This window comes from Thermomicrobium roseum DSM 5159 (genome assembly GCF_000021685.1).
In the GTDB taxonomy this organism is placed as follows: Bacteria; Chloroflexota; Chloroflexia; order Thermomicrobiales; family Thermomicrobiaceae; genus Thermomicrobium; species Thermomicrobium roseum.
On sequence record NC_011959.1, the window covers coordinates 369,161 to 392,747 of the forward strand.

22 protein-coding genes and 1 riboswitch are annotated in these 23,587 nt (G+C 63.0%); of the genes, 2 read left to right on the forward strand and 20 right to left on the reverse strand.

The genetic code is table 11. From position 1 onward, the window contains the following. Nucleotides 1–98: 98 nt before the first annotated feature. Nucleotides 99–1,097, forward strand: coding sequence for a homoserine dehydrogenase (locus tag TRD_RS01700; RefSeq protein WP_012641774.1), 999 nt, complete (start codon nucleotides 99–101; stop codon nucleotides 1,095–1,097). Nucleotides 1,098–1,213: 116 nt separating this feature from the next. On the opposite strand, the gene metX is transcribed toward TRD_RS01700, so the two are convergent. From metX to TRD_RS01770, 13 genes are all read right to left on the reverse strand, one after another. Next, complete coding sequence (metX, locus tag TRD_RS01705) at nucleotides 1,214–2,326, reverse strand: homoserine O-acetyltransferase MetX (RefSeq protein WP_041435911.1); 1,113 nt, start codon at nucleotides 2,324–2,326, stop codon at nucleotides 1,214–1,216. A gap of 138 nt (nucleotides 2,327–2,464) precedes the next feature. Beyond that, nucleotides 2,465–2,574, reverse strand: a riboswitch (SAM riboswitch). Between the two features lie 114 nt (nucleotides 2,575–2,688). Continuing rightward, nucleotides 2,689–3,789 (reverse strand): lipocalin family protein, encoded by a 1,101-nt coding sequence (locus TRD_RS01710; RefSeq protein ID WP_012641776.1) that lies wholly within the window; start codon nucleotides 3,787–3,789, stop codon nucleotides 2,689–2,691. Further along, entirely contained in the window at nucleotides 3,790–6,000 is a 2,211-nt protein-coding gene (locus TRD_RS01715; protein ID WP_012641777.1) for an MMPL family transporter, read from the reverse strand. A gap of 73 nt (nucleotides 6,001–6,073) precedes the next feature. Next, a complete protein-coding gene (locus TRD_RS01720; protein ID WP_012641778.1) occupies nucleotides 6,074–7,666 on the reverse strand; it encodes an alpha,alpha-trehalose-phosphate synthase (UDP-forming) in 1,593 nt (530 codons plus the stop codon). Between the two features lie 281 nt (nucleotides 7,667–7,947). Next, a complete protein-coding gene (locus TRD_RS01725) occupies nucleotides 7,948–8,373 on the reverse strand; it encodes a plastocyanin/azurin family copper-binding protein (RefSeq protein WP_226980707.1) in 426 nt (141 codons plus the stop codon). 178 nt (nucleotides 8,374–8,551) lie between these two features. Continuing rightward, a complete protein-coding gene (locus TRD_RS14075; protein ID WP_081433377.1) occupies nucleotides 8,552–9,502 on the reverse strand; it encodes a polysaccharide deacetylase family protein in 951 nt (316 codons plus the stop codon). Further along, the gene (locus TRD_RS01740) at nucleotides 9,499–9,819 is read right to left on the reverse strand and encodes a metal-sulfur cluster assembly factor (RefSeq protein WP_041436282.1); all 321 of its coding nucleotides are present in this window, start codon (nucleotides 9,817–9,819) and stop codon (nucleotides 9,499–9,501) included. Before TRD_RS01740 ends, TRD_RS14075 begins: the two co-directional genes overlap by 4 nt. Nucleotides 9,820–9,908: 89 nt before the next feature. Next, complete coding sequence (sufU, locus tag TRD_RS01745) at nucleotides 9,909–10,289, reverse strand: Fe-S cluster assembly sulfur transfer protein SufU (RefSeq protein ID WP_012641784.1); 381 nt, start codon at nucleotides 10,287–10,289, stop codon at nucleotides 9,909–9,911. Between the two features lie 22 nt (nucleotides 10,290–10,311). Further along, nucleotides 10,312–11,571 carry an aminotransferase class V-fold PLP-dependent enzyme gene (locus TRD_RS01750; RefSeq protein WP_012641785.1) on the reverse strand — a complete coding sequence of 420 codons (1,260 nt, stop codon included), beginning with the start codon at nucleotides 11,569–11,571 and terminating at the stop codon, nucleotides 10,312–10,314. Further along, nucleotides 11,568–12,905: a Fe-S cluster assembly protein SufD gene (sufD, locus tag TRD_RS01755; protein WP_012641786.1), complete on the reverse strand. Its 1,338-nt coding sequence runs from the start codon at nucleotides 12,903–12,905 to the stop codon at nucleotides 11,568–11,570. Before sufD ends, TRD_RS01750 begins: the two co-directional genes overlap by 4 nt. Nucleotides 12,906–12,960: 55 nt before the next feature. Continuing rightward, the gene (sufB, locus tag TRD_RS01760) at nucleotides 12,961–14,376 is read right to left on the reverse strand and encodes a Fe-S cluster assembly protein SufB (RefSeq protein WP_012641787.1); all 1,416 of its coding nucleotides are present in this window, start codon (nucleotides 14,374–14,376) and stop codon (nucleotides 12,961–12,963) included. A gap of 29 nt (nucleotides 14,377–14,405) precedes the next feature. Then, nucleotides 14,406–15,191, reverse strand: a complete 786-nt coding sequence (gene sufC, locus TRD_RS01765) for a Fe-S cluster assembly ATPase SufC (RefSeq protein WP_041436285.1) — start codon at nucleotides 15,189–15,191, stop codon at nucleotides 14,406–14,408. A 114-nt stretch (nucleotides 15,192–15,305) separates the two neighbouring features. Further along, nucleotides 15,306–15,716, reverse strand: coding sequence for a Fur family transcriptional regulator (locus TRD_RS01770; RefSeq protein ID WP_264353689.1), 411 nt, complete (start codon nucleotides 15,714–15,716; stop codon nucleotides 15,306–15,308). A gap of 119 nt (nucleotides 15,717–15,835) precedes the next feature. Between TRD_RS01770 and TRD_RS01775 the strand changes: the two genes are divergently transcribed. Then, nucleotides 15,836–16,324 (forward strand): iron-sulfur cluster assembly scaffold protein, encoded by a 489-nt coding sequence (locus TRD_RS01775; protein ID WP_041435913.1) that lies wholly within the window; start codon nucleotides 15,836–15,838, stop codon nucleotides 16,322–16,324. Here the strand turns inward: TRD_RS01775 and TRD_RS01780 are convergent. From TRD_RS01780 to TRD_RS01810, 7 genes are all read right to left on the reverse strand, one after another. Further along, nucleotides 16,321–16,692 carry a hypothetical protein gene (locus TRD_RS01780; protein ID WP_012641791.1) on the reverse strand — a complete coding sequence of 124 codons (372 nt, stop codon included), beginning with the start codon at nucleotides 16,690–16,692 and terminating at the stop codon, nucleotides 16,321–16,323. The genes TRD_RS01775 and TRD_RS01780 overlap by 4 nt on opposite strands. 62 nt (nucleotides 16,693–16,754) lie before the next feature. Beyond that, nucleotides 16,755–17,327 carry a 3'-5' exonuclease gene (locus tag TRD_RS01785; RefSeq protein ID WP_012641792.1) on the reverse strand — a complete coding sequence of 191 codons (573 nt, stop codon included), beginning with the start codon at nucleotides 17,325–17,327 and terminating at the stop codon, nucleotides 16,755–16,757. 14 nt (nucleotides 17,328–17,341) lie between these two features. Further along, a complete protein-coding gene (locus TRD_RS01790) occupies nucleotides 17,342–18,028 on the reverse strand; it encodes a metal-dependent hydrolase (protein ID WP_012641793.1) in 687 nt (228 codons plus the stop codon). A gap of 42 nt (nucleotides 18,029–18,070) precedes the next feature. Then, a complete protein-coding gene (locus TRD_RS01795; protein WP_012641794.1) occupies nucleotides 18,071–19,681 on the reverse strand; it encodes an amidohydrolase in 1,611 nt (536 codons plus the stop codon). A gap of 24 nt (nucleotides 19,682–19,705) precedes the next feature. After that, complete coding sequence (locus TRD_RS01800; protein ID WP_012641795.1) at nucleotides 19,706–21,310, reverse strand: amidohydrolase; 1,605 nt, start codon at nucleotides 21,308–21,310, stop codon at nucleotides 19,706–19,708. Nucleotides 21,311–21,527: 217 nt separating this feature from the next. Then, complete coding sequence (locus tag TRD_RS01805; protein ID WP_012641797.1) at nucleotides 21,528–22,367, reverse strand: polysaccharide deacetylase family protein; 840 nt, start codon at nucleotides 22,365–22,367, stop codon at nucleotides 21,528–21,530. After that, nucleotides 22,367–23,563, reverse strand: coding sequence for an aminotransferase class V-fold PLP-dependent enzyme (locus TRD_RS01810; protein WP_012641798.1), 1,197 nt, complete (start codon nucleotides 23,561–23,563; stop codon nucleotides 22,367–22,369). Before TRD_RS01810 ends, TRD_RS01805 begins: the two co-directional genes overlap by 1 nt. Between the last annotated feature and the right edge of the window lie 24 nt (nucleotides 23,564–23,587).

Here is a 23,587-nt window from a genome sequence, read left to right on the forward strand (position 1 = left end):
TTGCGCAGAGGGCGCGGGCTCACCTACCCTGTCAGCGCCCGCTGCCACTGTACCAAGCGGGCGTGGGATGGTCAAGTCACAGGTGAGGAGAGCATCACATGGAGACCGTCGGGATCGCGCTGCTTGGAGTGGGAACGATCGGAAGCGCCGTGCTCCGCATGATCCGCGAGGAGCGTGAGCGCATCGCCGAGCGGACTGGACTCTTCTTGGACGTGCGCTGGGGGCTCGCGCGGCACCGTGAACGTGTTGTCCAGGCTGGCCTTAGCGAGCGGGCGGCGACGACGTCGATCGAGCCGATCTTGGCGGATCCGTCGGTTCAAGTCGTTGTCGAGGTGCTCGGGGGAGAGGAACCAGCAGCGGCCTATATGAAACGTGCGCTCGAGGCGGGTAAACATGTCGTCACGGCCAACAAGGAGGCCCTGAGCAAGCACTTTGCTGAGCTGGTCGCGGCAGCCCGGGAACACCAGCGGGCCCTGCTGTTCGAGGCGAGTGTCGGGGCAGGAATTCCGCTCATGGTCAGCCTGCGGCAGCTCTTGACCACGAATCGTCTGCACCGCATCCGCGGCATCGTGAACGGCACGACGAATTTCATCCTGACTCTCATGGCAGAAGAAGGGGTACCCTATCAGGAGGCGCTGCGACAAGCGCAAGAACTCGGGTACGCAGAACCAGATCCAACCGCCGATGTCGAGGGTTACGATGCTGCCTACAAGCTGAGCATTCTCGCCTCATTGGCCGCAGGCAGGCATATCCGGCCGGAAGTGGTGGAGCGGCGCGGTATCACCACTGTGACGCCGGATCAGATCCTCGACGCGCGTACCCGCGGTGGAGCGATGAAGTTGCTCGCCGAGGCGGAGTTGGCTGACGAGACTTGGCGATTGCGCGTGCGACCGGTTTTCGTCCCAGCGAGCGATCTTCTGGCGCACGTTCGTTTGAATCTCAACGCCATCGAGTTGACTGGGGATCGAGTGGGAACCATCGTCCTGTACGGGCCGGGTGCTGGACCGTCACCGACCGCGAGTGCAGTGATCGCTGACGTTCTCGATGCTGTTCGCTTCGGACCAGCGCTCCTGCCTAACCTCGAGCCAGCTACCTGAGGAAGCGTTCGATTCGACAGGAGAAAACCGACGAGCTGGACACCGCTGTCCAGCTCGTCGGGGCGCGTCGCGATGCTGCTCGCGGGCAGCGCGCGCAGGCAGTTTCGGTATAGCTTTTAGGGCTCGGCGAGGAAGGCCGCGATCACTGGCCCGATCTGGTCGAAGTCTTTGAGAAAGGCATCATGCCCGTTGGGGGAGTCGAGTTCCCAATAGCGAGCATCGACGCCGAGCGCACGCAAGTCTTCGGCGAGACTTCTCACCTGATTGGGCCAGAAGAGGATATCCGAGCGGATACCGATGGCGAGCGTTCGGGCACGGATTCGGGAGAGTCCAGCGTGATAGCCACCTCGGCCACGGCCCAGATCGTGGGAATCCATAGCGCGAGTGAGGTAGAGGTAGCTGTTCGCATCGAAGCGGCGCACGAGCTTGTCACCCTGGTAGTGGAGATAGCCCTCGACGTCGTAGCGTCCGAGGAACTCGGGCCACTCGGTGTAGCGTGCTCCTGTCCGGCGTTGGAAGCGGGCTGACATGAGCTCGTCGGACTGATAGGTGATCATGCCGAGCATACGAGCGATCGCCAGTCCATAGCGTGGACCCTCTCCATCCTCGTACTCCCCGTTCTGCCATGCTGGGTCGAGCATGATGACACGCCGCTGGACCTCGTTATAGGCGATGCCTTGGTCGGAAAAAGAGGCGCCAGCAGCAATGGGAACGATCCGCTCCACTCGGTCCGAATACATCGCTGCCCACTCCAGTACCTGCATACCGCCGAGCGAGCCACCGATCACGGCATAGACCCGCTCGATCCCGAGTTGGTCCAGGAGCATCGCCTGGGAGCGGACGATATCGCGAACGGTAATGAGGGGGAAGCGAAGGTTGTAGCGACGGCTGGTGCGGGGATCGATCGAACGCGGACCGGTCGAGCCGTAACAGCTCCCGAGCACGTTGGCACAGATGACGAAGTACCGGTCCGTGTCGATGAAGCGGCCGGGGCCGACCATGGGATCCCACCAGCCTGGTTGATCACCCGGGCCATGCGGCGCGACATGACTGCTCCCAGTCAGGGCATGGCAGATGAGGACGACATTGTCACCGGTAGGGCTCAGAGTTCCCCATGTCTCGTACGCGATATCCACGACCGGCAAGACGTCGCCATGCTCGGTCACAAAAGGCTGTTCGGGTGTGGCGATCCGTGCAATCTGGTACGTCACAGGCAGAGTGGACGTCACAGGAATCCCTCCCTCGGGCACGTCGTGGAAGCGACCTGCTCCACTCGCTCCCGTCACGACCTCATCGACTTGCGTGGAGGGACTGAAAGGAAGACCCCCCACGACATGGTGGAGGGGCTTGCGTCGTCGCAAGGACCGCGCTCATCGTGCGGAGCTTTCCCGCTCCGCCGGCATTGGCACCTGGCGCAGTGGCCTGCGCTGGTTGCCGGGTTTCGTCGGGCCGTTCCCTCCACCGCTCGAGATGAGCGCCGGCCTCTCGATTGTTGGCGGCTATTCTAGCGTTTTCGCTGAGACCTGTCAAGAGTACTCGCGTGTGCTCCGCTGCGTCATGCCGTCCCGGCTTGTTCACTGGACCTGATCGCTCACGGTGGGGTAACCGGAACCGAGGGTGTGGCGTATCCGGTCAGCTCCACGTACCCCTGACCGATTGTTTTCACACCAGCCTGTGCAGCGATGACCGAAACAGCGCCTTCCCAGTAGATCACTCCCGTCGAACGCACGGTTTGCAACTCCTGATCGAGGACGAGCGGGGTAACCGTGAGCGTCATGTCAGGAGGGAGCTCGATCTGCCACCCGCTCGGGTAGATCGCACCGCTGTGCGGACTTTGCCAGGATCCGGTCGCGTGGAGACCGATCTCGGCGTCGTGCAGCCAGCGGATACTTCCATCGGCTCGGAGCAGCGTGCCGCTCCGCTGGATGACGCGTTGAGCAGCATCACGCGATTGCCAGAGCATGAGGTCGGTGCCGTCTTCGAGTTGAATGGCGAACCAATCCCACCCGCCTCCTCCGAGGAGAAAGTTGCCCCACTGGTGATCGTTCCACGCGACGCCAGAAACGCTGACGTCGTGACCGCCGACAGAAACGACGCCCCGGGTCGCCAACCGTGTGCGCGAATAGTAGTAGGAGCCGGTCTCTGGTGCCCAGGAAAAGTAGCCATCCTCGTCATGCAGGAGCGGTGGGCGGAGATTTTGGAGTTCCAGGGTAAAGCCGAACGATCCGCTGCGGACCGTGATCCGATCCGACTCACCATCGCTGGTCAGTGTCCAATCGCCGACGGCAAGGGCCAGTGGCCAGCTCTCCTGCCGCTGCGGGACAGCGATCAACCGTTCGTCCCACAGGAAGGCCTGTCGATCGACGAGCGTCAGCGCAGCGTGTGCGGCATAGACGACGGGATAGCCGAAGCGCTGCACCTGGAAGATGACGAACTCGAAACCGAACCGCTCGCCCGCCGCGGATCGAAGATGACCAGTGTCGTACCACCATTCGGTCAAAACATCGTGGGAGCCGAAATCACGCGGAAACACGACTGGGCCGGGTGCTGGCGGTGGTGTGAGGAAGAGACTGGCTGGTCGCGGGCTGGCTGATGGGGTCGGCCCCATCGGCTCCTGTGACTGCGGCCCATTGGAGCTTCGGCAGGCGAGCAGCCCGAGTGCGAGGGTGCCGAGAAATGCTCGTCGGCGCATTCAGTGTCCGATCCGTACCGTGTCGAGAGTCCGCGCGAGGCGGCGCGGAACCCACCAGTTCCATTGGCCGAGTAGGCGCATCGTGGCGGGGACGAGCAGCGTGCGTACGATGCTGGCATCCAGCGCGATCGCGAGCGCGATACCCAATCCGAGCGCTTTGATCAAGACGACATCGGCGGTCACGAAGGCGGCCGCGACGACGACTAGGATGAGAGCAGCACCCGTGATGATGCGACCGCTGCGGGCGAGCCCCGTGGCGACGGCTAAGCGGTTGTCCTGAGTCTGGTCCCAGGATTCCCGCATCCGGCTCAGCAAGAATACTTCATAGTCCATGGAAACGCCGAAGAGGATGCAAAACATCACGATCGGTAAGGATGCCTCGGTAAATCCGAGCGGCGAGAAACGCAACAGCGAGCTGAAGTGTCCCTCCTGGAACACGAAAACGAGTGCACCGTAACTCGCGGTAAGGCTCAACACGTTGAGAATGATCGCCTTGAGCGGGAGAAAGACCGAGCGGAGGAGAAGGAAGAGCACGATGTAGGTCGCCAGAATGACCGTCGAGGCAGCCAAGGGAAACTCACTGTACATTCGATCGACGACATCGACGATTTCCGCTGTGCCGCCATCGACCCAGAGCTTCAACCCTGGACCGGGATCCATCGCGCGGATGTCATGCAGGAGAGCCTTCGCGCGATCACTGGCTGGCAGTGCGTCGGTGTACACGTAAATTGCCGTGAGATGATCCCCAGCAAGCTCCCGGTACACGCGCTGCAGCAGTGGCTCGGGAATCCGCTCCGGATCAGCGTACAGAAGCTGGTATTGGGCGAGACTGATGCGCGGGTCGATGGTCACGATGCTGGTGACCTTGGTCACCCGCGGATCCGCCGCGAGCCGGCGAGTGAAGTCGTAGAGGGCAGCTAGTGTCTGGGGATCGTTGACAGGACGCTCGGTTTCGACCGCGATGACGATCGGTGAGAGTTCCCCATCGCCGAACGCGCGGCGAAAGGTCTCCAATGCCTGGCGGGAGGGAGTCGAAGTGGGCAGGATGGTCGCATCGGGCGAGCTGAGTTCGACGTGGCGGAAGGGAAGTCCGAGGAGAACCAGCAGGGCAACGACCGGTAGGGCGACTTGCCAGGGGCGCTGCATGACGAACTCGGTGATCCAGTGCCAGAAGCGTCCCGTCTCGGTATCGCGGCGAATGACGCGGAGTGCATCGATCCGGCGCCCCAGGATGCCGAGGACAGCGGGCAGGAGCGTCAAGCTGGCACTGACGGCAACCAGCACCACGAGCATGCCAGCGATGCCGACGGAGCGCATGAAGAGGAATTCGAAAAAGCCGAGGCCGGAGAGTCCGATCAATACCGTCAGCCCGGAGAAGAAGACCGCTCGCCCGGCAGTCGCCGTCGTGCGGGCCACTGCATCCGCGAGATCGTGCGAGGCAAGTTCCTCGCGGAAGCGACTGACGAGAAACAGGGAGTAATCGATCGAGAGGCCCAGGCCGAGAAGGGAGGCAACGTTGAGCGTGAAGATCGAGAGTTCCGTCAGGTGCGTCAGTCCGTAGACGATACCGAGAACCAGCGCCACCGTCACGCCACCGATGAAGAGGGGAACCGCAGCAGCGACAGCGCTACCGAAGACGAAGAGCAAGGCGGCTAACGCGAACGGAAAAGCGATCAACTCAGCCCGCCGAAGATCCCGCTCGGTCACGCGCTCCAGGTCTGCATAGAAGGCGGGAGCGCCTGCCAGTTGGACCTGGAGATCGGTTCGGATGATCGCTTCTTGAATCTCGTCGAGGACCCGCTGTGCTTCTTCCGGTTGCAAGTCCAATTCGATGACCGCGTAGGCGAGTGAACCATCCGGCGCGATTTGGCTCGGGTTTTCGGTGAACCAGCGAATGCCAGTCACATGGGGAATCGAGGGAACAGCGCTCAGGGCGCGCTGAGCTTGCTCGACGAAGGCGGGATCGGAGGGAGACAGCGTCGGATGCGAGAAGAGGACGAGCAGCGAACTCGGACTGTAGCCAGGAATCCGCTCGCGCAGGAGTTCGCGCGTCCGGGCAGCTTCCGTGTGTGGGCTGGAAAAACCACCGACTTCGAGTCGACCAGTCGCGCGGGGTAAGGTGGGAAGAACTGCCAGAACAACGACGAGCCAGAGTGCGAGCACGAACCAGCGGTAGCGAAAGGAAAATCGACCGATGCGCTCGAACACCATTGTCCCTCCTGGCGACGGATGCAGCCCGCGCCGGATGAGTTGTACCAAAGCCCCGTCTGGGGAAGCAGCTCGGTCAAGAAGGGGCGATGAGGCGGTGCGGCGCGCGCTCGGCGCGGAGGTCGGCGATGTCGTGCAGCTGATCGACGAGCCAACGGCGGAGATCATGCTCGACGACGTGACGGCGCAACTGTTCGGCCCGCCAGGCCCGTTCTGCGGCAGGCATTATCAGCCCCTGCCAGAGGGCCTCCGCTGTGCCTTCGATATCCGTGGGCGAGACGGTCAATGCCCACTGCCCGAGTTGCTGGTATGCTCCGGCCCCTTCCGAGAGGATGAGGACTCCATTGCGCTCGTTGAGCAGCGCTCCCTCCTTGGCTACCAGATTCATGCCGTCGAAGATCGCATTGACCAAGAGCACGTCGTAGAACTTCATCGCAGCGAGTGCTCGGGGATAGTCGTCACCGACGAAGAGGTGCACAGGCTCCCAGTGGATGCCCTCGATCTCCGCAGCGTTCGCGTACTTGGCGTTGATGCGGCCGACAACTGCATTGATCTCGTCGAGGTAGTTGATGTATTCGGCAACCTCCATCCGTGTCGGGACGAGAAAAGCGAGAAAGTTGACGCGCCCGATCAACTCGGGGTGCTTTTCGAGCAAGCGGTCGTACGCCAGGAAGCCGCGCACCACGTTCTTGCTCGGTTCGGCTCGATCGACCCGGATGATGGTGTATTCGTTGCGGAACGCCTCGAGGTGTTCACGATGCCGACGGGCATCTTCGCTTTCGGCTACGGCCCGGACCAGTTCGGGGTCGATCGAGATCGGATAGACGCGGACGCGGGTCGTATGCCCGCGATAGGTCACTTCGCGCCGCCGATAGTCGACTTCTGCTTCTGGCAAATTCGCATCGACCGTATTGAGGAAGCTCCGGGCGTGGCGGGGCGTTTGGAATCCGACGATATCGTTGGCCAGCAGGCCCTCGCAGATCGCACGGCGCATGGGAAGTGGGAGCAATCGCCAATAGTCCTGGTCCGGCCACGGGATATGAACGAAGTGGTGCAGGAGCAGGTCAGGGCGCAACTCGCGGATGAAGGTCGGGGCGAGGTAGAGGTGATAGTCCTGCAAGAGCACAATGGGATCGCGTGGGGCCGCCGCTGCGGCGGCCACCACCTCTTCAGCGAAGAGGCGGTTGACCGCAACGTATCCCTCGTGCCAGGCTTGCCACGTCTCGTGGTCGATATCGGGCGCGCGAGGAGTATCCCAAAGATAATGCTGCAGGAACCAGAGCAATGGATTGGCAATCCGGTTGTAATAGCCACGGTACGCTTCGGTATCGGGAACGACGAAGCGAAGTCGGAAACCAGGCAGATCCGGTATCGTGAGGAGCGCTTCTCGCCGTTGCCGCATTTCCTCCGCGATGACGCGATCAGTGGGCGTCATCGCGCAGGCCACCCAAATGGCGTCGGCGAAGCGTGCTGCGGCGCTCATAGCAGTAATAACTCCGCCTGTGCCCCGCTTCGTGGCGATCTCGCCGTCGTTGGTCTGGTGGAACTCGACCGGTCCGCGGTTGGAGACGATGATCAAGGTCGAGCGCTCGAGGAGCTCGCGCGCGTAGTCGGGGAGCTGCACGTCCAGCTGACCATCCCGGTGCTGCCCCGCTCGCTGGTGTGCCATCGTTGTCCTCCCCTCTGGTCGTCCCAGCTGTGGTCCGTGGCCAAGTCATGGAGATGTCGTTCCTGGACCGATCGTCGTTCCGACCGCTCCACGGCGACGCATGCTGGTCGGTAGCTAGCCAGATCGTAACATACCCGTCAGCCTGTCTGCCGGTGGCGCGGGTTGGTCGTGGGTCCACGCTCACTGGGTGCCTGCCGTGCCTGGACGTGGGGCTGTCCGAGACAAAATGAGCGACCTGGAACATTCCAGGTCGCTCCAGAATCGTTGGACTCGCGGTGCGGTTACTTCACTTCGAGCTTACCGACCATGCCGAGTTCCTTGTGCCCCGGAACCGTGCACCAAAAGTCGTAGGTGCCCGCCTGGCTCGGTGCCGTGAAGGTGAAGTCGAGCGACTTGCCGGGATCGACGAGCGAAGAAGTCGTCGGATTGATCTGGTCGCAGTGGAAGTCGTGCTGCAGCGTCCCGGCGTTCTTGAGGGTCACGGTCACGCTGGCACCCGGTGAGACAGTGATCGTTGCTGGCTTGTAATAGTATTCGCCCATTTCAATGGTGAGCTTGCCACCGCCGCCACCGCTGGTTCCACCGCCACCACCGCCACCACCACAGGCAGCCAGAAGCGCACTTACGGCCGGGACCGCGATCGCCACTGCACCGGCCCGTCGCATGAAGCCGCGTCGCGTGAGTCGCTCGGTCGCGTCTCGACGCATGATTCGAGCCTCCTCACTCCGCAAGAGTCGCTCCAACAACTCTTGCACCATCACTCCGCCTGTTCCCACAGTGGAGCCGTGCTCGGGCACAGCTCCTGCAGAGAGTATGCCAAAGCGGTCGCAGACAGCGGACTGCGACGCACACTTCGTCAAATTTTTCCTGACATCGGTTGTGGAGTCACCCGAGTTGGGCATCGGTGGTGACGAAGCCGTATCCACGCTCTTGGAGAGCTGCGATCAGCTGCGGGAGTGCAGCGGCATCGGTCGACTGCGCACCGACATGAAGGAGCACGATGGCACCCGGTTGTGCTGCCGCCAGAACGCGCGTGACGACCTCTTCGGGCGGAATGCCGCGCCAGCCGAGGGAATCGACTGTCCACATGACGACGACGCTGTAACCGAGTTCCGGGAGGAGCGTAAGGAGTGCCTCGTCGTAATCCCCGTAGGGTGGCCGAAAATAGGGGCGCATGGTGGTTTCGCTGCCCGAGACGGCAGCGACTGCCTGCTCGGCTCTTCGGATTTCGGCTGCGCGCTGGTCGACCGACAACGGTGGAGATCCGGTCGAGCGACCGGTGAAGGAGGGGTGCGTATCGGAGTGATTGATGAGGCGATGTCCTTCACGGAGCATGCGCGCGACGAGGTCGGGATTCGCCCGTGCCCAAGCTCCCGTCATTCCGAAAGTGGCACGGATGCCGTGGCGAGCCAGTTCGTCGAGAATCTCCTCCGCATAACCACGGTCGGCCCCGCAGTCGAAGGTAAGGGCGATGACCGCCTGAGTGGTCTCCAACCGTGTGATGACGCGTGCGACCGATTGCACCGGAAGGGAGGTAGGGGTGGGGGACGATAGCGACGGTGAAGTGGGCGTGGTGAGTGGCGTCGGTTCGATGGGTGGGGTCGGTGGAGGCGGAGTCGGGTTCGGTGTCGGAAACGGTGTCGGTCGGGGCAACGGTACCGGTGAAGCGATCGGGGTGGTCGCGGCCGTCGGAGCGGACTCGGTAGGCGATGGGGTAGCGGTTCCTGTTGGCTCGGTGACGGTCGGGTAGATGGCTGGCCCTCGACAGGCTAGGCCGACGACCAGCCAGCTGATCAGAATACCCGAGAGACCGAGCAGGGGATGTCGTCCGATCACCAGATCCCCAAGGCGTCTTTTGCCTCTTCGCTCATCATGTCCGGTGTCCAGGGCGGGCTCCAGACGAGATTGACCTCCACGTTGCCGAGATCGGGGAGATCGCGGAGTGCGTAATTCACCTCCTCGGTCAGGATCGGCCCCAGAGGGCAGCCGAATGTGGTCAACGTCATCGTGATCAGTACGTCCGTCTTGCCGTCCTCCCGGTCGATGAGATCGATGCCATAGATCAATCCCAGGTTCACCACATCGACGCCGAGCTCAGGGTCGATGACCTGCTTCAGACGCTCGCGGACATCATCTTCGGTGAACTTCGCCATCTCGCCTCCTTCTGTTGTGGAATCGCCGAACAAGCGGCGCGCAAGGTCGTCGGATCGCTTCTGCATCGGGTCGCGTCCCTTCGTACCGATCACGTCGGCCATTCGTTGAGGCCATAGGCGGCTGCTTTGAGTACTTTCAGGCTGAGCAGAGCGCACTTGCGCCGCGCCGGACTGATGGGGACACCGAGCTCTTCGAGAAGATCCTGAGCTCCCAGCTGTTTGACCTCCTCGAGCGTTTTCCCTTTCACCATTTCGGTCAAGATCGACGCCGCAGCCTGACTGATCGCGCAACCACGGCCGGTAAAGCGAATGTCGGCGATCCGGTCGTTCTCCAGCTTGAGATCGATGCGGATCCGATCACCGCACAGCGGATTGGAATCCTCGAAAGTGCGGTCCGGTCGTTCCAGGGTCCCGTAGTTCCGGGGATGCTGGTAATGGTCCAGGATGTGCTCGCGGTAAAGTTCGGCCACAGCCTCTCCTCCAGTCAGCCGCTCACCCCGCGACGCCGAAAACGCGACGTACCTCGCGGAGTGCCTCGATGAGGCGATCCACGTCGTCCTCGGCATTGTAAAGGTAGAAACTGGCGCGCGTCGTCGCCACGACGCCGAGGCGCCGCATCAAGGGTTGCGTGCAATGGTGGCCAGCGCGGACAGCGATCCCGTGCTGATCGAGCACGGCGGCGACGTCATGGGGATGGACGTCGCCGATCGTGAAGCTGATGACACCGCTTCGATCATCACCGACCGGCCCATAGAGCCGGATGCCCGGAATTTCCTCCAAGCGGGGGAGAGCGTAGGCCAGCAGAGCTCGCTCGTGTTGCCGTATGGCTGCCATCCCGATCGACTCCAGATAGTCGATCGCGGCTCCCAGGGCGACCGCGTCAGCCACGCTCGGTGTTCCAGCCTCGAAGCGGGCTGGTACGTCACCTGGTGAAAAACCGTCGGTCGTGACCGTGCGGATCATGCCACCGCCACCGAGGAATGGTGGCAAGCTGGTAAGCAAGTCGTAGCGGGCCCAGAGAACGCCGATCCCGAATGGCGCGAGCATCTTGTGGCCGGAAAATGCCAGGAAATCGGCTCCGAGTTCGCGGACGTTGACCGGTAGATGAGGAACGCTCTGTGCACCATCGACCAGCACGAGTGCACCGGTACGGTGGGCGAGACGAACGATCTCCGGGATGGGATTGATGGTCCCCAGTGCATTCGAAACGTGCGTCACAGCGACCAGCTTGACCGGATATGCGTCCAGTAACTCCTCAAGTTGATCGAGTCGGAGCCGGCCGTGCTCGTCGATATCGACGAAGCGGACGATGATTCCGCGCTCGACGGCGAGCTGATGCCAGGGGACGATATTCGAGTGGTGCTCGAGGATCGTCGTCACGACGACGTCTCCTGGCTGGAGCGCGGTGGTACCCCATGTTCTGGCCACCAGGTTGATCGCCTCCGTCGTATTGCGGACGAAGACGACCTCTTGCGCGCGGCTAGCGCCGATGAAGCGCGCGACTTTGGCGCGCGCTTCCTCATAGAGGACCGAGGCCTCCTCGCTCAACTCGTAGATGCCGCGGTGAATGTTGGCGTTGCTCGTACGATAGAAGCCAGCGAGCGCCTCGATGACGCTCGCTGGCTTCTGTGAGGTTGCCGCGCTATCGAGATACACGAGGGGTCTGCCGCCGCGAACCGTCCGCTGGAAGATCGGGAAGTCCCCTCGGATCCGCTCGACGTCGAGTGGCTGCGTTCCAGTGAACGACGTCATAGCCCGATTTTCCGCGCAATCGCTGCCCGTACGGTCTCCTGTACCTCCGTCACGGGCACCCGCTCGATCACCTCATCGAAGAAGCCATCGACGATCAGCTTCACCGCTTCTGGTCGGCTGATGCCTCGGCTCATCAAGTAGAAAATATACTCCTCTTCCACTTGGCCGACAGTGGCACCATGCGTGCAACGCACGTCATTGGCGCCGATTTCGAGGTTCGGAATCGTATCGGCCCGAGCGGTCGGGGAAAGGATCAGGTTGCGGTTTGCTTGGTACGCGTCGGTGCGCTGGGCCTGCGGGAAGACCTTGATCAGCCCGCTGAAGACGGTGCGGGCCCGATCCTTGAGCGCTCCCTTGTACAGGAGGTCGCTCGACGCATAGGGCGCGACATGCCACTGGCGTGTCTGGTGATCGAGATGCTGCGCATCGTCGGCGAAGTAGAGCCCGAGCATTTCGGCAGTCGCACCAGGTCCCACGAGATTGCTGGCGATGAATGCCTTGCTCAGCCGCGAGCCGAGGCTGACGTTCAGCGTGTTGACGGTCACGTCCTGCCGCAAGAGGGCTCGTTGTGTCGTGAAGTTCCAGACGCTCCGCCCCCAGTCCTGCAGCTGGATGTAGCGAACCTGTGCACCCTCGCCGGTGATGATCTCGACGACATTGGAGGCGATCAACGGCTCCTCGACGGTGGGAGAAGCCCAGGTGTCGATCAGAACGACGCTGGCTCCTGGTTCAGCGACGAGAAGCGTGTGCGCGAAGATCGCCGAGCCCGGCGTTTCCGCCCAGACGAAACTGCGCAGCGGGAGAGCGACCTCCACACCCTCCGGGACGTACAGAAAGGTTCCGCCGCTCCAAAAGGCACCGTGCAGCGCTGCGAACTTGTTGTCCTCCGGCTTCACCGCTTCGGTCATGAAGACTCGCTGGAGGAGTTCCGGCATGTCGCGCGCTGCGGTCAAGAGATCGGTAAAGACGACGCCCTCGGCAGCGAGCTGCGGATCAAGCTGGGTAAAGACAACGGAGCTATCGACCTGCACCAGAAGCCCGGATCGCAAGGCGGCATCGCCCAGGATCTCGAAGAGAGCGGATGGGAGCACGTCTGGCCCGCTCACTCGCTGGCCGACCCCGGCGAAGGGCACGACTTGATCGATCGGAAGGCGCCGAATGTCGGTCCGTCGCCATTCCTCGTCGGTCCGGCTGGGCATCGGCGTCCGTTCGTAGATCTCCCAGGCGGCGAGACGCCGTTCTCGCAACCAGGCTGGCTCGTCGAGGAGGTGAGAAAGTTCCTCGACTGCCTCACGCGTGAAGCCTCGTGTTCGTTCTGCGACCCTCGTGCTCATGATCTCCCCTCAGGTGACGGTGCGGCGGTCTGGACCGAGCCAGACCGCCTGCGTCTCATCCGACTGAACCTTCCATCTCGAGCGCGATCAGCCGGTTCAGCTCGACCGCGTACTCCAGCGGCAGTTCCTTCGTGATCGGCTCGATGAAGCCGTTGACGATCATGCTCATCGCCTCGGCTTCGGTGAGCCCCCGACTCTGCAGGTAGAAGAGCTGTTCCTCGGCCACCTTGCTCACCGTTGCCTCATGACCGATCGACACCTGCTCCTCTTCGATCTCCATATACGGGTAGGTATCCGTGCGGCTCTGCTCGTCGAGCAGGAGCGCGTCGCACACCACGTTGGCGCGCACATGGTGGGCGCCGCGATGCACCTTGACCAAACCGCGGTAACTGGCCCGGCCAGTCCCTTTGGAGATCGACTTGGAGATGATCTGGGATGAGGTGTACGGTGCGACGTGCACCATCTTGCCGCCGGCATCCTGGTGCTGACCATCACCAGCGAAGGCGACCGAGAGTACTTCACCGCGGGCGCCCGGCTCCATCAACCACACAGCCGGGTACTTCATGGTGACCTTGGAGCCGAGATTCCCATCCACCCACTCCATGGTGGCATCACGGTACGCGGCTGCTCGCTTGGTCACGAGGTTGTACACGTTCTTCGACCAGTTCTGGATGGTCGTGTACCGGCAGCGTGCACCTTCTTTGACGATGATCTCGACGACTGCGCTGTGCAGCGAGGCAGCGCTGTAAATCGGAGCGGTGCAACCTTCCACGTAGTGGACGTAGGCACCAGGCTCGACGATGATGAGCGTGCGCTCGAACTGCCCCACGTTCTCGGCATTGATGCGGAAGTAGGCCTGGAGCGGTACGTCGACCCGCACCCCCTCGGGGACATAGACGAAGGAGCCACCCGACCAGACGGCCGAGTTGAGGGCAGCGAACTTGTTGTCGTTTGGTGGCACGATAGTCCCGAAGTACTGCTTGACCAGGTCCGGATATTCGCGGACGGCCGTGTCCATATCGCAGAAGATCACGCCGAGCCGCTTGAGTTCCTCGCGGAGCGAGTGGTAGACGACCTCCGACTCGTACTGGGCGCCGACTCCAGCGAGGAAACGCCGCTCGGCTTCCGGAATACCCAACCGATCGAACGTGCGGCGGATGTGCTCGGGCAGTTCCTCCCAGCTCGTACCCTGTCGCTCGGTTGGTTTGATGTAATAGACGATCTCGTCGAAGTTCAGTTCGGACAGGTCCGCGCCCCAGGTCGGCATCGGGCGCCGCAGAAAGTATTCGAGTGCCTTGAGCCGGAACTCGCGCATCCACTCCGGCTCATTCTTGATCCAGGAGATCTGCTCCACGACCTCCCGATCGAGGCCCTTGCGGGCTTTGAAGACATACTGCTCGGGGTCGCGGAACCCGTACTTTTCGGCGTACTCGCTTCCCAATCGCTTGAGTTCGACTTCTGGTGTCGTCATGGCACGTTCCTCCTTATGGTACGGCTCGGTCAGGAGGCCGCTTCCGCGAACTGCTCCTTGACCCAGTCGTACCCTTTCTCTTCGAGTTCTTCAGCCAGTTCCGGCCCACCGGAGACAGCGATCTTACCGTCCAGCATGACGTGCACATAGTGTGGGCGGATGTAGTTCAAGATGCGCTGATAGTGCGTGATGACCAACAGGGCCATATTCGGGTTGAAGAGACGGTTCACACCTTCGGAGACCGTCCGCAGCGCGTCGATGTCGAGACCAGAGTCGGTCTCGTCCAGCACGGCGAACTCCGGCTCGAGCATCGCCATCTGCAGGATTTCGGCTCGCTTCTTCTCGCCACCCGAGAATCCCTCGTTGAGGTAGCGCGAAGCGAAGCTCTCATCCATGCGGAGCATCTCGAGCTTTTCCCGGAGCAATCGACGGAACTCCCGGGGGCTGAGGGCCTTGTCCTCACCGAGACGCGCCTTGCGCACCGAATTGACCGCCAAGCGCAGGAAGTTGGCCATGGTCACGCCAGGGATAGCGGTCGGATACTGGAAGGCCAGGAACATGCCCATCCGTGCGCGCTCGTCGGGCGGGAGCTCGAGAACATTTTCGCCCTTGTACAGGATGCGTCCTTCATAGACCTCGTAGTTGGGATGCCCAGCGATCACGTAGGCCAGGGTGCTCTTGCCGGAACCGTTGGGTCCCATCAAGGCGTGAATCTCACCCCGCTCGATCACCAGGTTGACCCCGCGCAGGATCTCTTTCCCCTCGATGCCCGCGCGCAGGTTTTCGATCACGAAAAGCGGCGTGTGTTCGGTCATGCTGTTGCGTCCCTCCTTCGTTCCGTCGACTCCGTCGGTCACCGATTTACTCTACCATGTCGTTTCGAAACTCGATCTGCATCATCCCCCTTCCACCGCCAAACACGGTTCAGCTCAGCGCCGACCAGCCCGTGCTTCCTGCACAGTGCGGTCGCGCTTCTCCTGGCAGGATGGACAGATCCCGGCAAAGACTGTTTGATGATCGAGAATCTCGAACCCGGTCTTCTCGGCAGCCACCTGGCGAGCGAGCAACGCGGTCGGTACTTCGACATCGACGAGCTCGCCGCATACCACGCAGTGTACGTGGTCGTGGCGATCGGTCCGGCGATCGAACCGGCTGGCATTGTCCCCGAACGGAAATTCTTGAATCAAGCCGTGCTTGGCCAAAAGGTGCAGCGTCCGGTACACCGTCCCATAGGCGATGGTCGGGTACTTGCGCCGCACCCGCTCATAGATCTCAGCCGCAGTGAGGTGCCGTTCCGCATTCTGCACTTCGGCCAAGATCGCCATCCGTTGCGGTGTCATTCGAAAACCGGCCGGGATCATGATCGGCGACTCACTCCCATGTGAGAATGATTCTCGTTCTCACCTGTGCTATACCTTACCGCGTCACTCGGGATTCGTCAACCATCGAAGGGGTCGAGATGGACAAACAGGAGCTGATGGAGCAGATCGTCGAGCACTACCGCCGGCCACGTCACCGCCACGCTCTGCCGGATGCCGATGTGGTGATGCCTGGGGGCAATCCAGGCTGCGGCGATATCGTCACCATCTATCTCAAGGTCGACGAGCAGGGGCACCTGATCGCGGAGGCTTCGTTCGAAGGCGAGGGGTGTACGATCAGCCAAGCAGCGGCGGATATCCTGCTCGACGTCGTGAATGAAGAGCGATGGACGCTCGAGCAGGTTCTGGAAGCCGACTACCACTTGATGGAAGAGCTCATCGGCGAGGAGGCAGTCAAGCTCCGGCCCCGCTGCGCGACACTGGCCCTCGGAACGCTCAAAGCGGCGGTCACGAAATACTTGCGCGACCAGCTGCGTCGCGAGGCCGGTCTCGAGGTGGTCGAACGGGAGAACGAGCGCTTCGGCATCGTGACCGGAGAGCTGCCATCGGCTGAGGCATCGCACAGCTAGTTCGTCGAGCGTCGCTCGCGTCGGAGTTCCTCGACGAAGGCTGCCAGATGCTCGCGGAGCTGCGGGCCGAAGCCGGACACCGTCACGAGCGTCGCTCTACCGCGACCGACGTTGGGCTGGACCAGGATCTCAGCCGTCACGCGCGGGAGAACTCCTTCGCGTTTGCCGATGACGTACACCTGATTGGGGCGACCAGTCCTCCCTGCGCGATAGCCGCGTGCGGTGAAGTACGCGATGGCACGTTCCAGTACCGCGTCTGGACTGGCGCGAGTCGCGACGCGGCGCTGGAAGGTGGTGCGCGTCATCTCGACGGTCAACTGCTCGCGTGCGGTCGCGGTTTCGGCGTCGTCACGCTGTTTCTCGTCCATCGTCGCGGCTGCTGTCTCCCACCAAATGAGTCCCGCGCTTCAATGGTACGCGGTGCGCGTGCTCAGAAGCGGAGTGGCTGGCCAGCAGCCATCGCCCGGACGAGACGGCGGCAGGCCTCGGCGTCGGCGGCTGCCCGATGCGCGCCGGGGTGCGGGATGCCGAGGCGTTGGAGCGCTTCGCTCAAGCGATGGTAGTTGCGCCAGGATTCGGTCGGCGGTGGGCCGGCGTACTCGGCGAAGCGGCGCATGGCGCAGTCCCACGACAGGTCGGGCAAGCTGAGGCCATAGCATCGGCAGGTTTGCTCGATCAAGCGGCGATCGAATGGTGCGTTGTAGGTCACGATCAGCCTCGCGCGGTCGAAGATCACTCGGAGTTCACGGTAAACGACCGGCCACTCGGGTGCATGGGCGAGATGCGCCTCACTCAGCCCATGCACCCGCAGTGCGGCCGGATCGATAGGGCAGCTCGGCTTGACCAATGTCTCCAGTAGAACGTTCCCGTGCGTGTCCAAGACGGCGAGTTCGATGACCTGGTCCTGGCTTCTGATGCCGGTCGTCTCCGTATCGAGGATCACGACCCCGGAACTGGAGCAGATGGCTCGCGCCCAGGCCTGGGCGCATCGTCGCCTGTCCACACGCTGCGATCTCCTCACTCGAGGACGAGCTGCTCGCCGGGTTGCAACACGACGCAGCGAGCGCTGGTCTGCTCCTCGACCGCTTTGGCGAAGGCGTGCGGATCCTGCTCGATCAACGGGAACGTGTTGTAGTGGCAGGGGACCACGACTTTGGGAGCGAGCAGTTTGACCGCTTTGACCGCATCGGCTGGTCCCATCGTGAAATGATCACCGATCGGCAAGGCGGCCAGATCGAGTCCCTCTTCGCCGATCAGGGCCATGTCGCCGAAGAGGCAGGTGTCACCGGCGAAGTAGAGCGTCTTACCGCCCATGCGAACGACCAAGCCAGCGGGAACCCCGGGAGCCAGGAACTGCTCGCCGTAACTCGAAGTGTGCCAAGCCGGAACGAGCTTGACTGTCCCGCCGTCAAATCGGACCGTTCCACCGTGATTGGCGGGGATCGCCTCCGCACCCTGCTGCTGGAGAAAGCTGGCCAGTTCGAAGGTAGCGATCACTGGTGCCTTGGTTCGCTTGGAGAGCGCGAGCGCATCGCCGACGTGGTCGGCATGAGCGTGCGTGAGCAGGATGGCCACCGGATGGAGTTCATCGGGTTTCGCAGCAGCACGTGGGTTGCCGGTGAGGAACGGATCGATGACGACCTGCTTGCCCTCGGCTTCGACCGCAAACGCAGCGTGCCCGAGGTACCGTACGGTCACCGCCATGGTGGCTGTCCCTCCCTTCGTCCCGGTCTGGTCCGTCGCTTCCTAGAATACTGCGTCCGCTGCCTTCCAGGCGATCCGGCCGTCGACGACTGTCAGGAGGGTACGGAGGGTCGGGAGTTCCTCCGGATCGATCGCGAGCGGATCGCGATCGACGACGAGGAGATCGGCCAGGAAGCCTGGTGTGATCCGACCCCGCTGGTGCTCCTCGAAGCTGGCATACGCGCCGCCAGCAGTGTAGAGGCGAATGGCTTCCAGGACAGTTACCCGCTGCTCGGGACCGAACGGTTCTCCGGTCAGTGTCTGACGCAGCACTGCTGCTCGGATACCGACCCAAGGATCGGGCGAGATCACCGGTGCATCGGAGCTGAATGCGACGGCGATTCCTCGTTCGAGCCAGGCACGCGTCGGGTAGGCCAGAGCGAGCCACTCCTCACTGAAGTTGCGCCGATAGGCATCACCGAGGTAGTAACCGAATGCCGGTTGCGGCACAGCGACGACACCGAGACGGGCCATGCGCTCCAAAAGATCAGGGCGGAGCATGCCACAGTGCTCGATCCGCCAGCGATGGTCGTGGATCGGATGAGCCTGGAGAGCGCGCTCGTAGGCGGTGAGGACCATCTCGATCGCTCGATCACCGATGGCGTGCGCTGCTGCCTGCGCTCCGAGCCGGGCCACTCGTCGGAAGGCCTCGTCGAGTTGGTCCTGCGTGTAGTACGCGAGCCCGTAATTGTCTGGTTCCTCAGGGTACGCGATGCTCATGGCTGCCGTACGGGCACCACCGGCTCCGTCCTGAAAGAGCTTGAAGGGACCGATGCGCAGCCAGGCGTCCCCGAACCCGCTGCGAAGTCCGAGGCGCTCCGCTGGTTCCAGGAGATGGTCGATGAGCAGCATGATGCGTGCCCGTACGGGTAATTCGCCGCGCTGGTGCAGGTTCTGGTAGGCCAGGAGTTCCTCCGGACGACTGATCCCGGCCTCGGTGACGCTGGTGATCCCCAGCGCGAGGAAACGGTCACCGGCTCGCCGGAGTGCTTGCTCCAGATCGCGGACGGTCGGCTCGGGTACGAGACGTCGGACGAGTTCTTGGGCTCGTTCCTGGAGGAGACCGGTCGGCTCACCAGTCTCGTCGCGCACGATCCTGCCGCCTTCCGGATCAGGTGTCTCCCGTGTGATACCGGCACGCGCGAGTGCCGCGCTGTTGGCGACCAGCATGTGGCCACAGGTGCGGATGACGATGGTCGGCCGGTTACCCGTGACGCGATCGAGTTCCCAGCGCGTGGGGTGTCGCTGAACGTCCAGCCGCGTGTCGTCGTACCCTCGGGCGAGCAGCCAGCGGTCGGGAGGCAGTTCCTGCGCAGCCTTGCGGATTTCGTCGAGGAGCCGCTCCAGCGTCGGGGCGGCAACCGGCGAAACATCGACCCACTCGAGAGACAGCCCGAGACCGAGCGGATGACAGTGAGCATCGTCGAAACCGGGCAAGACCGTGGCACCCCCGAGGTCGAGAACTCTGGTCTGGGCCGTACGGTAGCCGAGGATCTCCGGATCGTCACCGATAGCCAGGATGCGACCGTGGCTCATCGCGACTGCCCGAGCGCGTGGCTGCGCCGGGTCGAGCGTCAGGATGTTGGCATTGTGGAGGATCAGGTCACACACCATGGGTGCATGCTCCCTTTCTGTCCGTCACGCTGCGCCAGGACGAGCATAGACGATCCGTCCCCCGACGATGGTGTAATCGACGCGGACGCGACCGAGTTCCTCCGGCTGTACCGAACGAAGATCGGTCTCGAGCACCACAACGTCGGCGAGCTTTCCGGGCTCGAGCGTCCCCTTGATCCGTTCCTCGAACGATGCATAGGCACCGTTCAGCGTGTAGACGCGGATGGCCTCTTCCAGCGTGATGCTTTCCTCGGGCCAGAGGACGTTCCCAGCAGCATTCCGGCGCGTGACCATCGTTTGGATGCCCAGCATGGCATTGGGCGAACAGACAGGCGTATCGCTGCTGGCTGCCGCGACGATACCGCGATCGAGGAACGTGCGCAGCGCATAGGCGTACCGAAGCCGCTCGTGCCCGAGGCCGCTCAGGTAGACCTCCTGGAAGTCGTATAGGAAGGTCGTTCCGGGAATCGGGACAGCGCCGAGCCGAGCGATGCGATCGACGAGATCCGGACGCAGGATGCTGCAGTGCTCGATCCGGTGACGGTGATCAGGGCGTGGCTGCCGGCGCAGCGCCTCTTCGAAGGCATCGAGCAGGAGCTCGATAGCAGCGTCCCCGATGGCATGAGCACAGCACTGAAAACCGGCACAGTGGGCCTCGACGATCTTTCGCTTCATCGTGTCTGGCTCGTCCATCCAGAGCCCGAGCGTGTCGCGATCCAAGTACGGTTGGGACATCCGTGCGGTGCGGCCACCGATACTCCCGTCGAGGAAGAGCTTGGCTGGCCCGATGCGCAACCAGGCGTCTCCGAACCCCGTGCGGAGACCGAGTTCCCGGCAAGGCTCGAGGAGATCGTTGATGAGGATCATCAGCGATGTCCGGACGGGAAGGGTACCGCGCTGGGCGAGCGATTGATAGGCGAGGAACTCCTCGGCGCGGCGGATGCCTGCTTCTTGGACGCTGGTCACGCCGAAGCTGAGGAAGGTTTCGCCGGCCAATCGGATGGCCTCGGCCAGATCTTCGACACTCGGCTGCGGGAGACGGGCGCGAACGAGCTGGAGCGCCGCTTCGCGGACCACTCCGGTCGGCTGACCGTCTGGTCCGCGGTCGATCGTCCCACCCGGAGGGTCAGGAGTCTCTGGGCCGATCCCAGCGATGGCGAGGGCGAGGCTGTTGGCGACGCCGATGTGGCCGCAGGCGCGGATGAGCAGAACAGGATGACGCTGGGTCGCCCGGTCGAGGTCGTCGCGGGTCGGGTGCCGTCCCTCCGCGAGGTGTGCCTGATCGTAACCACGTGCGACGATCCAGGTTCCGGGCTCTTGACTGGCTGCACGCTGAGCGATGCGTTGCACGATCTCCTCGATCGACCGGTTGGGTGGCGTGCGGGCATCGACTTCGCGCAGGCTCATTCCGAGCGCGATCGGGTGGCAATGGGCGTCGTTGAACCCGGGCGTCACGGTCCGGCCCTGCAGATCGATGACCTCGGTCGCTGGTCCAACGAAATGGTGGACGACTCGTTCCGCGCCGACAGCGAGGATCCACTCGCCACGCAGTGCGATCGCTTCCGCGACAGGCGTGTGCGACGAAGCAGTCAGCACGGTGCCGTTCACCAGAACGATATCGGCATGCATCGGCTTTCTCCATCCTCCCGTCAGATGCAGACGAGCACAGGAAACGAATCCAAGCTATGGCTGGCCAGTGTGCTCCGGAGCTGGTATCGAGCTGGGACAGGCCACGCTCCCGAACGCATACGGGTCATCCGAGGGTGCCGCAACGATTTCTTCCAGCATTTCGCATGACGCATCACGATCACCTTGCATGAGAACGAAGCCGCAGAGGATCGTGTCCTCACGACTCGGTCGATGACGTGGCCGACTGGTCGAGGTCGCGTTCCCGCTCGCGCCACCAGAGAGCGACATGGTCGGCGCGGGCGATCCACACGTCACCGAGTGTCACGACGAAATCCAGGAAGCGTGCCAGCGCCCGCGAGGGGCCCGGACGGCCAGTGATCCACGGATGCACGGTGAGGCACATGAGCTTGCCCTCGGCGCGCACCACCGCGAAGTCCTCTTCCCAGAACTCGGCCACGAGGCGCGGTGGCAAGGCTTGCTCGATGAAGAAGGTGTAATCGTCCCACCAGCGAGACGGTGGAAGCTGAATGATCGGTTCGCGTGTCGGATCCGGGCGCTGCACTACCGGCAGGTCACCGAGTGCCACGTCCATGTTCCACTGAAAGCCGAGCTCCTGGAGGAGCGGGACCGTATCCGGAGTCGAGTGCCAGAAAGGGGACTTGTGACCGACCGGGACGGTGCCGGTGAGCGTAGCGAGGTACTCGCGCGTCCGGATCAGATCTTCGCGCTGCTCTTCTCTCGTCATTCGCGTGTAGATCTGGTGATCCCAACCGTGGGTTGCGATCTCGTGTCCGGCCGCGCTGACCGATCGGACAGCGTCGGGTCGCTCCTCTGCAACGCGCCCGACCCAGCAGAACGTGGCGCGGATATCGTAATCGGCGAGGAGTTCGAGCAGACGGATCAGGCCAGCATCGAGATCGTACTGTGCCTGGGTTCGCCAATACCAGTCGGACGCGCCATGTTGAGCGATGACGCCGTACTCACCATCCACGTCGATGGAGACGACGAGTGCCGCGCGGTGTCCAGCTGGCCAGGTCGGTGGGGTCCGCTCGTTCATCACACCATGCTCCGCGAGGCGGCGGTGGCTCGCCGGGCGTCTTCGAGTGCGTCGACGAGCCGCTCGATGTCGTCTTCGGTGTTGTAGAAACCGGTCGAAACGCGCAGGCTGTAGGGGTGCGTGATCCAGCGGACGATGACGTTGCGTTGGGCCAATGCAGCGACGAGCGCCTGCGGATCGCCGTCGCGCACCGTGAAGCTCACGAGTCCAGCCATGCGGTCAGGCGGAGTGAGAACGTCGACTCCATCGAGACTGGCCAGTCGGTCGGCGGCTCTTCGGCCGAGGGCAGCCACGCGCTGGAAAATCCAGCTGTATCCGATGTCTTCGCGTAACCAGCGGAGGGCAGCGACCTGGCCAGCGATCGCGGGAACATTGACGCCTCCGACCTCGAAGCGCTCAGCGGTGGGTTTGGGAAGGAAGTAGCCGCCGATCGGCTCCAATCCGTTGGGAGCGAGCGAGGCGTAGCCGACGATCGTCAGCTGCAGGCGATCGAGCGCCTCGTCGGAGAAGTAGACCGCGCCGGTGCCTTCCGGTCCACAGAGCCACTTCTGCCCAGGGATGGCATAGACATCCGCACCGAGTGCGCGGACATCGGTCGGGATGGAGCCGGCTGACTGTGCGCCATCGACCACGATCAGCGCACCGTGCTGGTGCGCGAGCGTCGCGATCTCCGCGATGGGCAGGATGGCGCCGGTATTCCACGTGAGATGAGAGAGTACGACCATGCGTGTTCGCCGGCCGATCAGGCGAGCGAGCGTACCCGCGACGTCGCCTGCTCCAGTGCCGAGTCTGGCCGTTCTAACTACCACTCCATAGCGCCGGGCGACATTGAAGACCGGTCCCTGGGCGCCGGGATGCTCCATGTCGGTGGTCACGATCTCGTCGCCCGGTTGCCAGTCGAGACCCATGACGGCGAGATTGATCCCGTCCGTGGTGTGGCGCGTGAGCGCGATCTGGTCAGGGCGACAACCGAGCAAGCGAGCGACTTCCTCGCGAGCCCGACGCTTGAGGTCAGTGGCCCGCTCGTAGCTCTCGCTGGTGATGCGGCCATGCAGGAATTCTCGCTCCGCTTCTCGCTGCATCGCTTCCTGGACGAGAGTGGGTAAGGGGCCGAAGGTGCCGGTATTGAGATAGACGTACTCGCGGACCGCTGGCATGGCTGCGCGGATCGCTGCGACTTTGTCGGATTCCTGCATCGCTCACGCTCCTGTTCCGGGCCA

What these genes read in the sequence shown, in the direction of transcription:
- TRD_RS01720 (WP_012641778.1), bottom strand. Translation starts at nt 7,666, where the DNA reads ATGGCACACCAGCGAGCGGGGCAGCACCGGGATGGTCAGCTGGACGTG.
- TRD_RS01810 (WP_012641798.1), bottom strand. Translation starts at nt 23,563, where the DNA reads ATGCAGGAATCCGACAAAGTCGCAGCGATCCGCGCAGCCATGCCAGCG.
- TRD_RS01750 (WP_012641785.1), bottom strand. Translation starts at nt 11,571, where the DNA reads ATGACGTCGTTCACTGGAACGCAGCCACTCGACGTCGAGCGGATCCGA.
- TRD_RS01725 (WP_226980707.1), bottom strand. Translation starts at nt 8,373, where the DNA reads ATGCGTCGAGACGCGACCGAGCGACTCACGCGACGCGGCTTCATGCGA.
- TRD_RS01800 (WP_012641795.1), bottom strand. Translation starts at nt 21,310, where the DNA reads ATGCATGCCGATATCGTTCTGGTGAACGGCACCGTGCTGACTGCTTCG.
- TRD_RS01775 (WP_041435913.1), top strand. Translation starts at nt 15,836, where the DNA reads ATGGACAAACAGGAGCTGATGGAGCAGATCGTCGAGCACTACCGCCGG.
- TRD_RS01770 (WP_264353689.1), bottom strand. Translation starts at nt 15,716, where the DNA reads ATGACACCGCAACGGATGGCGATCTTGGCCGAAGTGCAGAATGCGGAA.
- sufB (WP_012641787.1), bottom strand. Translation starts at nt 14,376, where the DNA reads ATGACGACACCAGAAGTCGAACTCAAGCGATTGGGAAGCGAGTACGCC.
- TRD_RS01795 (WP_012641794.1), bottom strand. Translation starts at nt 19,681, where the DNA reads ATGGTGTGTGACCTGATCCTCCACAATGCCAACATCCTGACGCTCGAC.
- TRD_RS01715 (WP_012641777.1), bottom strand. Translation starts at nt 6,000, where the DNA reads ATGGTGTTCGAGCGCATCGGTCGATTTTCCTTTCGCTACCGCTGGTTC.
- TRD_RS01710 (WP_012641776.1), bottom strand. Translation starts at nt 3,789, where the DNA reads ATGCGCCGACGAGCATTTCTCGGCACCCTCGCACTCGGGCTGCTCGCC.
- TRD_RS01740 (WP_041436282.1), bottom strand. Translation starts at nt 9,819, where the DNA reads ATGGCGAAGTTCACCGAAGATGATGTCCGCGAGCGTCTGAAGCAGGTC.
- TRD_RS01700 (WP_012641774.1), top strand. Translation starts at nt 99, where the DNA reads ATGGAGACCGTCGGGATCGCGCTGCTTGGAGTGGGAACGATCGGAAGC.
- TRD_RS01780 (WP_012641791.1), bottom strand. Translation starts at nt 16,692, where the DNA reads ATGGACGAGAAACAGCGTGACGACGCCGAAACCGCGACCGCACGCGAG.
- TRD_RS01805 (WP_012641797.1), bottom strand. Translation starts at nt 22,367, where the DNA reads ATGAACGAGCGGACCCCACCGACCTGGCCAGCTGGACACCGCGCGGCA.
- sufC (WP_041436285.1), bottom strand. Translation starts at nt 15,191, where the DNA reads ATGACCGAACACACGCCGCTTTTCGTGATCGAAAACCTGCGCGCGGGC.
- TRD_RS01790 (WP_012641793.1), bottom strand. Translation starts at nt 18,028, where the DNA reads ATGGCGGTGACCGTACGGTACCTCGGGCACGCTGCGTTTGCGGTCGAA.
- sufD (WP_012641786.1), bottom strand. Translation starts at nt 12,905, where the DNA reads ATGAGCACGAGGGTCGCAGAACGAACACGAGGCTTCACGCGTGAGGCA.